We start from the raw sequence: 12,671 nt of genomic DNA on the forward strand, positions 1-12,671 counted from the left end.
ACAGAAATTAGTTAGCGGCAGAAGTCGCTAACTCCGCCAGCCGTTCCTGTTGGTCTAGAGATATACAAGATTGGATAAGCGTCTCTAAATCACCATCCAAAACAGGGGTAAGAGAATAATTCTGACCTAACCGATGATCGGTAGCGCGGTTATCTTTATAATTATAGGTGCGAATTTTTTCCGATCGCGATCCAGTACCAACCTGCGATCGCCGCATGGAAGTAACAGCTGCTTGTTGTTCGCTTAACTTGATGTCATACAACTTTGCCCGCAGAATTTGCATCGCCCTTTCTTTGTTTTGCAACTGGCTGCGTTCTTCTGTACAGAAAATGCGTATTCCCGTCGGTTTGTGCATTAAGTCAACGGCTGTTTCCACCTTGTTGACGTTTTGTCCACCAGCACCACCAGAACGGGCTGTAGTCATTTCAATGTCTTTAGGGTCAATGTGAATTTCCACATCATCCACCTCTGGCATAATTGCCACAGTAGCTGTGGAAGTATGAACCCGTCCCCCAGATTCAGTTGCCGGCACGCGCTGCACACGATGCACTCCAGCTTCAAATTTTAACTGGCTATAAACGTCATTACCTTTAATTTCGAGAATGACTTCTTTCCAGCCACCCATTTCTCCGCGAGATTCGCTCACTAGAGAAACTTTCCAACCTTGAGTCTGGGCATAGCGGGTGTACATCTGCATCAAATCACCAGCCCAAATACTTGCCTCATCGCCACCAGTACCAGCCCGAATTTCCAACATGATATTCTTTTCATCATTGGGGTCGCGTGGTAGCAGCAAGACTTTCAAGCGAGACTCTAAATGTTCTATTTTTTCTTCAAGTTCTTTTACTTCCAGTGATGCCATTTCTTGCAACTCTGGGTCACTTGCAGATTCTTTGTAAACCTGACGCGCTCCGATCAAGTCTTCTTGGGCTGTTTTCCAAATTTCATAAGTATTAACTACCTCTTCCAAAGAAGAACGAGACTTAGCAATTTCCTGATACTCATCAGGATTGCTAGCCGTATCGGGGTCGCCAAGACGACGTGTTAATTCATTAAAAGTTTGTTCAACGGATTTTAGTTTGTCCAGTAAGTATGATTCAGCCATGACGATTGCGATCGCTCCTTAAAAAAATAACAAATTGGCTCGAGCATATAAATGAAAATCGACCCAGCTGATGCAGGGCCGTCGTTAACAGCAGAGCCAACTCGCTACTTTTTGTCTTGTTCGTCGCCAGATGTTTGAGTGCTGCTCATACCGTACTTGCGGAGGAAGCGCTCTACTCGACCCTCAGTGTCAATAATCTTCTGAGTGCCGGTGTAAAATGGGTGATTTCCAGACCAAACATCTACATGCAATTCTGGCTTGGTAGAGCCAATGGTCATAACAACTTGACCGTTGCAGTAAACTTTAGCATCTGGATACCACTTGGGGTGAATATCAGCTTTAGCCATTGTTCTTTTTGTGATGAATCTATATAAATTATAACTTTCAGCGTTCAATTGCAGCTATAGAGTGGGGAGTGGGGAGATGCCCCATGCCCACTTGCCCAATTTCTAACGCTTAGAGTACTGAGGTGCTTTCCGGGCTTTATGTAAACCATATTTCTTCCGCTCTTTTGCTCTCGGATCGCGAGTCAAATAACCTTCGGTTTTCAAAGGTGGGCGATTGTCTGGGTCTAGTTGGCATAAAGCACGAGCAACTCCCAAACGAACAGAATCAGCCTGTCCGGTCAAGCCGCCGCCTTCTGCTTTTACCAAAATGTCATATTCGTTTTCTAATCCCAGAGTTTCCAAGGGTGCTTTGATCACTCCCAGGTAGTTGGGGTTAAATTGGAAATACAAGTTTCCATCTTTACCGTTCACAGTCAGTTGACCGGTTCCTGGAACCAAGCGTACCCTTGCTACTGCGTTCTTACGACGGCCAGTACCCCAGTATACGGCGCGACCGCTATTAGCATCTGCTACTACCATTAATTTTCTTCTCCAGGAATTGTACTAACTTTTAGTTCTTTAGGTTTTTGAGCATCATGGGGATGCGTAGGCCCAGCGTAAACTTTCAGCTTGGTGAACAACTGTTTACCGAGGCTATTTTTAGGTAGCATACCTTTAACAGCTTGTTCTAAAATCCGCTCTGGTATGCGGTCTTGCAGTTTAGCGAAAGTTTCGGTTTTCATCCCACCGGGACGACCAGAATGACGGCGGTAAAGCTTTTGAGTGCGCTTTTTGCCTGTGACTGCTACTTTCTCGGCATTAATGACGATTACGAAGTCACCTGTATCTAAATGAGGTGTATATTCGGGTTTCTTTTTGCCTCTCAATACCTGAGCGATTTCGCTGGCAAGGCGACCGAGACGTTTATCGGTGGCATCTACTATGTACCACTCACGCTCAAGGGTTGCTTGAGAAGGAAGGTATGTTTTAACTGTTGTCATTTGTCATTTGTCCTTTGTCATTTTTAATTTGTCATTAGTCATTTGTCTTTTGTCATTTGTCAGTTGTCCTTTGTTATTCACTAACGACTTTTGTACAGACGCGATTAATCGCGTCTCTACTGACCAATGACTAATGACTCTTGACTAGTGACGAACTTTGGCAAGGTGTCGTACCAAATCTCTTTTGGAAAGGGAAAATCGGGATAGCCGACTCGCAACAAGCACAAGCCTTGAGGCGGTGCGGCATATTTCACTTCTTCCCGGCGTTCTTCTTTCCAGAGTTCCGTGAAGCTAGAAAGTGTTCGTTGTCCAGAACCTACTTCTACCAGCATCCCTACCAACAGCCGTACCATGCCATACAAAAATCCATCTGCCTGTATTTCAATATGGATAAATGGCCCACTGCGACGACACTCTACTGCTTGCACCTCTACCCAGGAATGCGATCGCTTTGAGCCTGCACGGTGAAAAGCAGCTAAGTGATGCTTTCCCAAGAGAGGTTTCAAGGCAGCTTGGATTAAAGATTCATCCAGGGGTGCATAATAATAATGCCAACTGAAGGGTCTTACAAACAAGTTAAGCCGATCTTCAGTATATATTGTGTAGCGATACCGTCGATAGGCTGCACTAAAGCGAGCGTGCCAACGGTTATCGACACTAGCTGAAGCCCTGATTAATATATCTGGCGGCAGGTAGCTGTTGAGAATTGTTGCCCACTTGTGAGGCGGAATGAAACCTGTAGCTTCAAAATGGGCTACTTGAGCAGCAGCGTGAACTCCAGAATCGGTTCGCCCAGCACCGTGTAATGTTACATGATGCCCAAGAATAGTAGCGATCGCAATTTCAATCTCTTCTTGAACTGTCCGGTGTTGTTTTTGCCTTTGCCAGCCATGAAAATGAGTGCCCAGGTATTGGATTACCAAGGCTACTCGATGAGTTTGTGTAGGCTGGTGGCTTTCTAACATACAGATTTTGTCCTTTGTCTTTTGTCATTTGTCACTTGTCCTTTGTTATTCACTAATACTTCGACTACGCTCAGTACAAGTGACCAATGACTAATGACTAATGACCAATGACCAATGACTTAAACCAATTCAATTATTGCCATTTTTGCATTATCACCCCGACGCGGTACGGTACGCAGGATGCGGGTATAACCGCCCTGGCGATCGCCGTATCGAGTTGGAGCTTGCTCAAATAGAGCGTGAACCAGTTGTTTGTCGAAGATATAGCCAAGGGCTTCCCGACGTGCTGACAAGGAGCCATTTTTGGCTAGGGTAATCATTTTTTCCACTTCACTTCTTAGAACTTTCGCTCTAATTAAGGTGGTGGTGATCTTACCATGACGGATCAACTCGGTGGCGAGCGATCGCAGTAAAGCACGGCGTTGATCGGCTGGTTTACTGAGTTTTTTGACGCGACAACGGTGACGCATAATTATGCACTATGAATTATGAAGGTTTTTCTTAAGGGTGTTTAGAGCCTCTTTCCATTGGCAAGGTGATGCCCAAGCGTCGCTGCAAAGCTTCCACGACTTCTTCTGCTGACTTCTGCCCAAAGTTCTTAATTTCTAAGAGGTCTTCTTGGGTATAATCCAACAAATCTGCCACAGAGTTAACTTGTGCCCGTTTGAGACAGTTGTATGCCCGCACAGAAAGTTGCAATTCTTCGATGGGTATCTGGGCAGTTGGGTCGTCTGGAATATCCGAACCTGTGTCTGTTGGTTCTAGGGAGATGTCCTTCAACGGGTTGAATAAATCTACCAAGATTGCAGCAGCAGAAGATAGTGCTTCTTGAGGGGAAACACTGCCATTTGTCCAAACTTCCAACAGTAGTCGGTCTTTTGGAATCAAGCCTTCCCCACGAGATTCTTCAACACTGTAGTTGACTTTTCGCACTGGCATAAATATTGAGTCGATTTGGAGAAAATCCAACGATGTGGCTTCCTCACGTCCTCGCTCTACGGTGCGATAGCCTTTGCCTTTTTCGATCCGAAATTCCATTTCCAGCTTTCCACCCTCAGCGATGGTGGCTACATACTGGGTCGGATCGATGACTTCTACTTCACTGGGTAAATCAAAATGTGCCGCAGTGATTGTTGCTGGGCCGCTAACGAGTAATCTACCAATCTGGGGCTGCGAAGAATAGTTTTTCAGGATAACTTCCTTCATTCTCATGAGGATTTCCAACACATCTTCCCGCACGCCCGGAACTGTGGCGAACTCATGTGAGACGCCTGCAATCCGCACTGCTGTAACTGCTGTACCTTCTAGATTAGACAGCAAAACCCGCCGCAGTGCGTTGCCAACAGTTGTTCCTTGACCGCGTTCTAGAGGTTCCAATACAAATTTACTGTAATGGTTCCGACTTTCTTCGGTATTCGACTCTACACATTCAATTTGAAACTGCGCCACGGATGAGCCTCCCTTTTTCTAAGGTGCTGCTAGCAGACAAATCAATTGCCTCCAGAATTGAATTTATGTCCTGTAGATTATTAGGTTTATCAAACTATTAGTATAAAATTACGGTATAGTTTGACACTCCCATTCAGCTTGCAGGCGCTAATAATATTTTGGGTAGCCCGAAGCTTAACAGCTTTTCCGGTGGGAAAATCTGACAGGCTTCTGGTCGCCCAAGCTTTAACTCAATGACAGTTTGAACGTTAAACACTCAAGAGGTCATTGCTGGCTGTAACTTTTCGTCCTCACTGCCCAAGTTTTGATATTTAAACTCGACGGCGCTTGGGTGGACGACAACCATTGTGAGGAATGGGGGTAATATCCCGAATCAGTGTGATTTCCAGTCCTGCTCCTTGAAGTGCCCGGATAGCGGTTTCTCTACCTGCTCCTGGCCCACTAACCATTACTTCAATTTGGCGCATTCCTTGATCGATAGCTCGACGGGCTGCACTTTCAGCTGCGGTTTGCGCTGCAAAGGGAGTTCCCTTTTTGGCTCCCTTAAAACCGCTAGAACCAGCGCTAGCCCAGGAGATGACATCTCCATTTTGATCGGTAATGGTGACAATGCTATTGTTGAAAGTAGACTGGATGTAGGCCATTCCACTGGGTACATTCCGTTTCTGCTTTTTGCTCCCGGTTTTTTTAGTTGGTTGTCTCGCCATACTTGTTTAGTTGATTTAAGGTAAAACTTGCTCGGATTAGCAAGCGTTGCAAAATTATTTCCCTGGAGCCTTCTTCTTCCCGGCCACTGTCTGCCTTCTGCCTCTACGGGTTCTGGCATTGGTGCGAGTTCTTTGTCCTCTGACTGGTAAGCCCATGCGATGACGACGACCTCTGTAGGTACCAATGTCAACTAAGCGCTTGATGTTCAAAGACTCCAAGCGCCGCAAGTCGCCTTCAACTTGATAGTTGGTTTCTATTTCCCCTCGTAGGGCTGTTACATCGGCATCACTTAAGTCCTTAACGCGGGTGTCTGGGTTCACACCAGTTGCCGCTATAATTTCTTGAGCGCGTGATAATCCAATTCCGTAGATATAAGTCAGACCGATCTCGACGCGCTTATCGCGTGGAAGGTCTACTCCGGCAATACGTGCCACAATGAACTCTCCCTATTGTTCTCGCAATTACTGTTGGTTGGAAAAACGTGATTAATCGCGTCTTTTCGTTTTAATAATGATGATATGCGTGTTACAACTCACTCTGTTGGTAAGAGTGTTATCCTTGACGTTGCTTGTGCTTAGGGTTCACGCAAATCACCATAACGCGACCACGACGTTTGATCACGTTACACTTTTCACAAATTTTCTTGACTGAGGCTCTAACTTTCATGGCCTTTTATTTTTTGACTCCAAATATAAAATTATAGCATTTCTAGGGAAATTAATCCAGTTAAATGACCAATAATACAGTCAAAAAAATGGTTTTATGGTAAAATTCTCTACATATACTTACTTCTTACGTAATCTATAGGTGATTCTGCCTTTGGTCAAGTCGTAGGGTGTTAACTCCACCTTGACGCGATCGCCGGGCAAAATCTTGATATAATTTCGGCGAATCTTGCCGGAAATGTGTGCTAGCACGTTAAAGCCATTGTCCAAGTCAACGCGAAACATCGCATTGGGCAAGGACTCTGTAACCGTGCCTTCCATTTCAATCAAATCTTGCTTAGACAATTTGTTTTTTCCTCAACTCAACAATTTCGTGTTCAGTTGCAGCGCTTCATCTGCAAAGAAACACATTTTAAGAAATATATCAACAGTTTATTAATATATCTTAGCTAAAATTGATCTTTTTCTTGGGAGGGGAAGTGGGGAATAGGGAATTATATACTCTCTATTCCCCTTCTTTTCACGAAGCGATTACCTTTTGTAGCTCACCAGTGACATCTTCTTGGGACTGATTGCCATTGACTGTTAGGAGTTTTTTGCGATCGCCATAATAATCAATTAAAGGTGCAGTTTCAGCGCGGTACACTTCTAAACGACGACGAATCACCTCTTCGGTATCATCTTTTCGTCCTCTAGCTAGCAAACGTGCGATGACAATTTCATCTGGTGCATCTAAATTGACTACCCTTTCGCCACCTTGATGTATTGCTTCCAGTAACTTCTCGAGAAAAGCTGCTTGGGTCACTTTCCGGGGGAATCCATCAAGAATCCAACCATTTTTGGCATCTGATTGATCGAGGCGCTCTTTTACTAAGTCTTCCACTAGCTGATCGGGTACTAACTCGCCGCTATCAACATAGCTTTGAGCTTTGATTCCTAAAGGAGTCTGCTCTTTCATGGCTTGTCTTAATATTTCACCCGTAGAAATATGGGGAATATTCAAGTGTTGAGCCAAAGTTTGAGCTTGTGTTCCTTTACCCGCTCCAGGTGGCCCCAAGAAGATTAATCGCGTCACTATTATTTCACCATTCCTTCATAGCGCTGAGAGATGACATAAGTTTGGACTTGTTTGGCTGTCTCAATTGCTACACCAACTAAAATTAACAACGAGGTTGCACCTATCCCCTGGAAAGTTTTCACATTTAAAGCGCTTTCCACGGCGGTGGGGATAATCGCAACAAAGCCCAAAAAGATCGCACCCAAAAAAGTGAGTCGGTTTGACACGCGTTCTATATACTCACTAGTTGCCTTACCGGGACGAATTCCGGGAATACTAGAACCCATTTTCTTCAAGTTCTGCGCCACATCTACTGGGTTGAGAATCAACGAAGAATAAAAGTAGCTGAAGAAAATGATGGAAACCATGTACACCAAGGCATAGACCCAGGAGCTAGAACCGCTTGGACTCAAATAAGTGTTAACTATATTCGCCAAATCGGCATTTTTAGTAAAATTGGCGATCAGCAGTGGCAAACTGAGGATGGCAGCAGCAAAAATAATTGGCATTACGCCACCTTGATTTAGCCGCAGGGGCAGATAGCTGCGCTGCTCTGCTAAAACTCTCCGACCTACTTGGCGACGAGCTGAAATAATTGGGATGCGGCGCATTCCTTCTTGCACAATCACAATACCAACAATTGTTGCTAGGAAAACTAAGATCAGCACGATTACCCGACCTACTGTTTCCCGACCACCTACTTGTACCAAGTCGATGGTGTCACCCAAGGCTTTTGGTAATGACGCAACAATATTGACAAAAATCAACAATGATGCGCCATTCCCAATACCCCGTTCTGTAATCAGTTCTGATGCCCACATCACGAACATAGAACCAGCAGTCAGAGCGATCGCAGTTTCAGCGACAAATATGGGCCCTGGTTTTAAGGCGAATTGCTGGAGGAATAATGCCGAAAAAGCTGTACTTTGAAGAATTGCCCAAACCACAGTGACATAGCGGGTAATTTGCGATATTTTTCGCCGACCCGCTTCGCCTTCATTTTTCTGTAAATTTTCTAAAGATGGAATTGCCGCAGTGAGCAATTGGATGATAATAGACGCATTAATGAAGGGCAAAATCCCTAAAGCAAAGACTCCCAAAGTCGAAAGTCCTCGCCCAGAAAATATATCCAATAAGCCGAATATGGAATTACTGCCCGATATGGCTTCGGCAAATCTCGGTCTATCAATCCCTGGTACGGGTAAGAAAATACCCAGGCGAACCAAAATTAAAATACCGACGGTAACAAGCAGCCTACCTCTTAGGCCAGCTGCCTGCGCCATCTGCATAAAAGTTTCTTGAGCCGTTGGGGCTTTATCTCGACTGATCATAGAGTGCTACCTTTATAGTGAACCAAGCACTGGCAGCGAGTTGGCTTGCATTTAAGTGCGCTGTTCCGGCTCACTCATAAGACTTCACAACTACCACCAGCTGCCTCAATTTTGCTACGAGCTGAAACTGTAAAAGCTGCCGCTTGTACCTTGAGCGGAATGCTCAATTCCCCGTTACCTAAAACTTTCAGTGGCCCCTTGACAGCAGTCAGGATACCTGCGGCTTTCAATGAGGTCAAAGTTACTTCCGTATTAGCGGGAAGGGAAGCTAGCTTCTCTACATTAATCGTAGTGTAAATCCTCTGATTAACAATCGGAAAGCCCTTCAGCTTCGGTAAGCGGCGGTACAATGGCTGTTGACCACCTTCAAAACCTGGTCGGGTACCACTACCAGAACGAGATTTTTGACCCCGCATACCTAGACCAGCACTAGCGCCTTGTCCGGCAGAAATACCTCTAGCTACACGCTTCTTGCGTTTCTTTGAGCCTTTTTGCGGCTTAACATCATGGAGTCTCATAAGTTATCAAGTTCTCATTTGTCGTTTGTCATCTGTCTTTTGTCATTTGTCATTTGTCCTTTGTTATTCACTAATGACTCATGACTAATGACTAATGACTAAATTAGATGTAGAGATTTTGAATAGGAATACCGCGATCTTCGGCGACTTCAGAAAGGGTACGCAGTGTAGATAAGGCATTAACTGCGGCTCTAGCATTATTGAGCGGATTGTTGGAGCCTAGTTGCTTGGCTAAAACGTTACGAACTCCTGCTAATTCCAACACAGTTCGCACAGCGCCACCCGCAATTACCCCAGTACCAGGTGAGGCTGGGCGCATCATCACCTTCGCACCCCCACCGACGCCATCAATGGGATGGGGGATGGAGTTTGATTTCGTGATTGGGATATCAATCAGGTGTTTTTTGCCGTCAGCTACGCCTTTTTTAACGGCGCCAATTACATCTGAAGCTTTGCCTACTCCAACTCCAACCTGACCGCGTTCGTTACCAACGACAACGATCGCTCGGAAGCTGAGTTTTTTACCACCTTTGACCACTTTACTCACACGTCGGATTTGGATAACCCGCTCTTGCCAAGTGGTTTCTTCTTTTTTGGCACGCTTTGTTCTACTTTTACGCTCTGTTGCCATAATTTATGCTCTGGTGAACGTCAGTTGTCAGTTGTCATTTGTCATTTGTCCTTTGTCATTTGTCCAATAACTAATGACTCATGACCAATGACTTTAGAAATCTAAACCAGCTTCGCGTGCTGCATCAGCTAGTGCTTTGACACGACCATGATATAAGTTACCACCGCGATCAAAGACTACTTTGGTGATACCTTTTTCTAGCGATCGCACTGCGATCAACTTACCAACTTGCACCGATGCGTCGCGGTTTGCACATGACGCTAAACTAGATTTCAACTCTGGTTCTACAGTCGATGCTGCAACGATGGTTTGATGCTGAGTATCATCAATCAACTGGGCATAAATATGCTCATTGGAACGGAATACCGCTAAACGGGGACGTTCTGGGGAGCCAATAACTTTGCCACGAACGCGTCGATGACGACGGTTTTTTGATTCTCTACGAGTAAGTTTCATTTCTACTTCTTACCACCCTTACCAGTCTTACCAGCTTTCCGTCTGACCACTTCACCGGCATAGCGAATGCCTTTACCTTTGTAAGGTTCTGGTGGACGAACGGCACGAATTTTGGCGGCTGTGTTACCGACGATTTCTTTGTCATAGCCGCTAACAATGACGTTAGTGGTACCTTCTACGGCAAACTGAATTCCATCTGGTGGTTCAATTTGCACTTGATGGCTGTAACCCATATTCAAAACTAGGTTACGCCCTTGAAGTTGTGCCCTGTAACCAACGCCTTGAATTTCCAAACGGCGCTGAAAACCTTGGGAAACTCCCTCGACCATGTTGGCAACTAAAGTGCGACTCAAGCCGTGCAGTTGCTTTGAGGTACGAGTTTCATCCCGACGATTTACGTGTAATATTTCCCCCTCTTGAGAGAGTGAGACATTATCTCTAAGAGTGCGAGAAAGTTCTCCTTTCGGGCCTTTCACCACAATATTCGTACCATCGATCGCCACTTGAACTTTGGCGGGAATAGTAATTGGACGTTTACCAATACGTGACATGACTTTTTGTCCTTTGTTATTTGTCCTTTGTCCTTTGTCTTTCACTAATGACAAATGACTAATGACCAATGACTACCAAACGTAACAAAGTACTTCGCCACCCAAGTTCTGACGCCGCGCTTCGCGGTCAGTCATAATGCCACTGGATGTAGAAATAATGGCAATGCCAATGCCGCCTAGTACCCTTGGTAATTCTTTTCGATTTGAATAAACACGCAAGCCAGGCTTACTTACCCGCTTTAAGGCGGTGATCAGAGGCTGACGGTTTTTTCCCTTGTATTTCAGGGAAATCACCAGATTGCGTTTTACCCCTTCTTCTGCTTCTTCGATTTCAGCAATAAAGCCTTCCTCCCGTAGCACTTTGGCAATGCTTCGGGTCAATTTTGTAGCTGGCACTTGTGTAGTTTGATGCCGCGCCAGGTTGGCATTGCGGATGCGCGTCAGCATATCTGCAATTGTGTCGTTAGCCGCCATCGTTCCCTCTATAGATGAACTTACTGATCGCGAAAGGGCATTCCTAATTCTTTAAGTAAGGCGCGTCCCTCTTCGTCGTTTTTTGCTGTGGTGATGATGGAAATATCCATCCCACGCACTTGATCGATGCTGTCGTATTCGACTTCTGGAAAAATTAGCTGTTCTCTCACACCCAAAGTGTAGTTACCGCGTCCGTCAAAGCTTTTAGGGCTAACGCCGCGAAAATCTCGAATTCTGGGTAGTGACAGGCTAACTAATCGATCGAAAAAGGCATACATCCGTTCGGCTCTGAGTGTCACCATGATCCCCACAGGCATCCCTTGACGAATCTTAAAGCCAGCGATCGCCTTTTTCGCCCGTGTCACCACTGGTTTTTGACCTGTTACCAGGGCAATTTCGTTGATGGATGCCTCTAGAGACTTCGCATTTTGAGCTGCTTCACCCAAACCTCGGTTAATCGTAACCTTTACCAACTTCGGTACTTGATGAACGTTGGTATATTGAAACTGATTAATCAGTTTGGGGACGATTGTCTCTTGATATAAGGTTTTGAGTCTTGTTGTCGGCATAGTTTTTTGTCCTGATATCCCTGGGCTTGGTCAGGGAACTTTTATTGTCCTTTGTTATTTGTCCTTTGTCTTTTGTTATTTGTCTTTTTACTAATAACTAAATGACTAATGACCAATGACTAATGACTATTTATCTAGAATTTCGCCAGTTTTCTTGAGTTTTCTGACCTTTTTACCTTCTGAGGTAAAGGTGTAACCAACACGACTGGCAACGTTTTGCTTGGTGGAATAAAGCATTACGTTGGAGCTATGAATCGGGAATTCTTGGGTAATAATTCGCCCTGATTCCCCTTCTTGCTGTGGTTTGACGTGCTTAGTTTTAATGTTGACACCTTTGACGATAACTTTACTCAGTTGGGGAAGTGCCTGAGTAATTTCGCCAACTTTTCCTTTGTCTTTACCAGCAATCACTTGTACAGTGTCGCCAGTTTTGACGTGCATTTTGTGGAATACTTTGGGCGTACCCTGTTTGGTTGCCATTAAAGCACCTCCGGAGCCAGAGAAACAATTTTAGTAAAGTTTTTATCGCGCAGTTCCCGTGCAACTGGGCCAAAAACCCGTGTGCCTCTGGGATTACCGTCTTTGTTGATGATTACAGCGGCGTTATCATCAAAGCGAATACTCATGCCGCTGTCACGATTTACAGCTTTCCGAGTCCTGACAATTACTGCTTCCACAACATCAGACTTTTTAACAGCCATGTTGGGTGTAGCATCTTTGACAACTGCGATAATTTTATCGCCGATAAAACCATAACGACGGTTGCCTCCGCCTAAGATGCGGATGCACATCAGTTTGCGGGCGCCGCTATTATCTGCGACATTCAGGTAAGTCTGGGGTTGAATCACAATTATTCTCCCTTGTA

21 protein-coding genes are annotated in these 12,671 nt (G+C 45.1%); all 21 read right to left on the bottom strand.

What is annotated here, in order from left to right:
• Window positions 1–7: 7 nt before the first annotated feature.
• On the bottom strand, window positions 8–1,105 hold the full coding sequence (prfA, locus tag AC1F2U_RS14980; protein ID WP_163927947.1) for a peptide chain release factor 1: 1,098 nt from the start codon (window positions 1,103–1,105) through the stop codon (window positions 8–10).
• A 104-nt stretch (window positions 1,106–1,209) separates the two neighbouring features.
• Window positions 1,210–1,452: a 50S ribosomal protein L31 gene (gene rpmE, locus AC1F2U_RS14985; protein ID WP_069070756.1), complete on the bottom strand. Its 243-nt coding sequence runs from the start codon at window positions 1,450–1,452 to the stop codon at window positions 1,210–1,212.
• 102 nt (window positions 1,453–1,554) lie between these two features.
• A complete protein-coding gene (rpsI, locus tag AC1F2U_RS14990; RefSeq protein ID WP_012410698.1) occupies window positions 1,555–1,971 on the bottom strand; it encodes a 30S ribosomal protein S9 in 417 nt (138 codons plus the stop codon).
• The gene (rplM, locus tag AC1F2U_RS14995) at window positions 1,971–2,432 is read right to left on the bottom strand and encodes a 50S ribosomal protein L13 (protein ID WP_012410699.1); all 462 of its coding nucleotides are present in this window, start codon (window positions 2,430–2,432) and stop codon (window positions 1,971–1,973) included. Before rplM ends, rpsI begins: the two co-directional genes overlap by 1 nt.
• Before the next feature lie 116 nt (window positions 2,433–2,548).
• The gene (gene truA / locus AC1F2U_RS15000) at window positions 2,549–3,397 is read right to left on the bottom strand and encodes a tRNA pseudouridine(38-40) synthase TruA (RefSeq protein ID WP_181928658.1); all 849 of its coding nucleotides are present in this window, start codon (window positions 3,395–3,397) and stop codon (window positions 2,549–2,551) included.
• A gap of 119 nt (window positions 3,398–3,516) precedes the next feature.
• Entirely contained in the window at window positions 3,517–3,867 is a 351-nt protein-coding gene (gene rplQ / locus AC1F2U_RS15005; protein ID WP_094349105.1) for a 50S ribosomal protein L17, read from the bottom strand.
• A gap of 31 nt (window positions 3,868–3,898) precedes the next feature.
• Window positions 3,899–4,846, bottom strand: a complete 948-nt coding sequence (locus AC1F2U_RS15010) for a DNA-directed RNA polymerase subunit alpha (RefSeq protein ID WP_480261826.1) — start codon at window positions 4,844–4,846, stop codon at window positions 3,899–3,901.
• 311 nt (window positions 4,847–5,157) lie between these two features.
• Complete coding sequence (gene rpsK, locus AC1F2U_RS15015; protein ID WP_069070761.1) at window positions 5,158–5,553, bottom strand: 30S ribosomal protein S11; 396 nt, start codon at window positions 5,551–5,553, stop codon at window positions 5,158–5,160.
• Window positions 5,554–5,607: 54 nt separating this feature from the next.
• Window positions 5,608–5,988, bottom strand: a complete 381-nt coding sequence (rpsM, locus tag AC1F2U_RS15020; RefSeq protein WP_094328449.1) for a 30S ribosomal protein S13 — start codon at window positions 5,986–5,988, stop codon at window positions 5,608–5,610.
• A gap of 118 nt (window positions 5,989–6,106) precedes the next feature.
• Window positions 6,107–6,220, bottom strand: coding sequence for a 50S ribosomal protein L36 (gene rpmJ / locus AC1F2U_RS15025; protein WP_015129703.1), 114 nt, complete (start codon window positions 6,218–6,220; stop codon window positions 6,107–6,109).
• 119 nt (window positions 6,221–6,339) lie between these two features.
• Window positions 6,340–6,564, bottom strand: coding sequence for a translation initiation factor IF-1 (infA, locus tag AC1F2U_RS15030; protein ID WP_006276978.1), 225 nt, complete (start codon window positions 6,562–6,564; stop codon window positions 6,340–6,342).
• A 175-nt stretch (window positions 6,565–6,739) separates the two neighbouring features.
• Complete coding sequence (locus tag AC1F2U_RS15035) at window positions 6,740–7,294, bottom strand: adenylate kinase (protein ID WP_480261828.1); 555 nt, start codon at window positions 7,292–7,294, stop codon at window positions 6,740–6,742.
• Between the two features lie 2 nt (window positions 7,295–7,296).
• On the bottom strand, window positions 7,297–8,607 hold the full coding sequence (gene secY / locus AC1F2U_RS15040) for a preprotein translocase subunit SecY (protein ID WP_194043964.1): 1,311 nt from the start codon (window positions 8,605–8,607) through the stop codon (window positions 7,297–7,299).
• Between the two features lie 74 nt (window positions 8,608–8,681).
• On the bottom strand, window positions 8,682–9,125 hold the full coding sequence (gene rplO, locus AC1F2U_RS15045; RefSeq protein WP_190942902.1) for a 50S ribosomal protein L15: 444 nt from the start codon (window positions 9,123–9,125) through the stop codon (window positions 8,682–8,684).
• Between the two features lie 103 nt (window positions 9,126–9,228).
• Window positions 9,229–9,756, bottom strand: coding sequence for a 30S ribosomal protein S5 (gene rpsE, locus AC1F2U_RS15050; protein WP_094349099.1), 528 nt, complete (start codon window positions 9,754–9,756; stop codon window positions 9,229–9,231).
• A gap of 93 nt (window positions 9,757–9,849) precedes the next feature.
• A complete protein-coding gene (rplR, locus tag AC1F2U_RS15055; RefSeq protein WP_094349098.1) occupies window positions 9,850–10,212 on the bottom strand; it encodes a 50S ribosomal protein L18 in 363 nt (120 codons plus the stop codon).
• A 2-nt stretch (window positions 10,213–10,214) separates the two neighbouring features.
• On the bottom strand, window positions 10,215–10,763 hold the full coding sequence (gene rplF, locus AC1F2U_RS15060; protein WP_163927942.1) for a 50S ribosomal protein L6: 549 nt from the start codon (window positions 10,761–10,763) through the stop codon (window positions 10,215–10,217).
• A 72-nt stretch (window positions 10,764–10,835) separates the two neighbouring features.
• Window positions 10,836–11,237: a 30S ribosomal protein S8 gene (gene rpsH, locus AC1F2U_RS15065; protein WP_094349096.1), complete on the bottom strand. Its 402-nt coding sequence runs from the start codon at window positions 11,235–11,237 to the stop codon at window positions 10,836–10,838.
• Between the two features lie 20 nt (window positions 11,238–11,257).
• The gene (gene rplE, locus AC1F2U_RS15070; RefSeq protein WP_094349095.1) at window positions 11,258–11,806 is read right to left on the bottom strand and encodes a 50S ribosomal protein L5; all 549 of its coding nucleotides are present in this window, start codon (window positions 11,804–11,806) and stop codon (window positions 11,258–11,260) included.
• A gap of 126 nt (window positions 11,807–11,932) precedes the next feature.
• Window positions 11,933–12,286 carry a 50S ribosomal protein L24 gene (gene rplX, locus AC1F2U_RS15075; protein WP_069070771.1) on the bottom strand — a complete coding sequence of 118 codons (354 nt, stop codon included), beginning with the start codon at window positions 12,284–12,286 and terminating at the stop codon, window positions 11,933–11,935.
• Window positions 12,286–12,654: a 50S ribosomal protein L14 gene (gene rplN, locus AC1F2U_RS15080; RefSeq protein ID WP_099101129.1), complete on the bottom strand. Its 369-nt coding sequence runs from the start codon at window positions 12,652–12,654 to the stop codon at window positions 12,286–12,288. The genes rplX and rplN overlap by 1 nt, the downstream gene beginning before the upstream one ends.
• Window positions 12,655–12,671 lie beyond the last annotated feature (17 nt).

This window comes from Nostoc sp. LEGE 12454 (genome assembly GCF_056620565.1).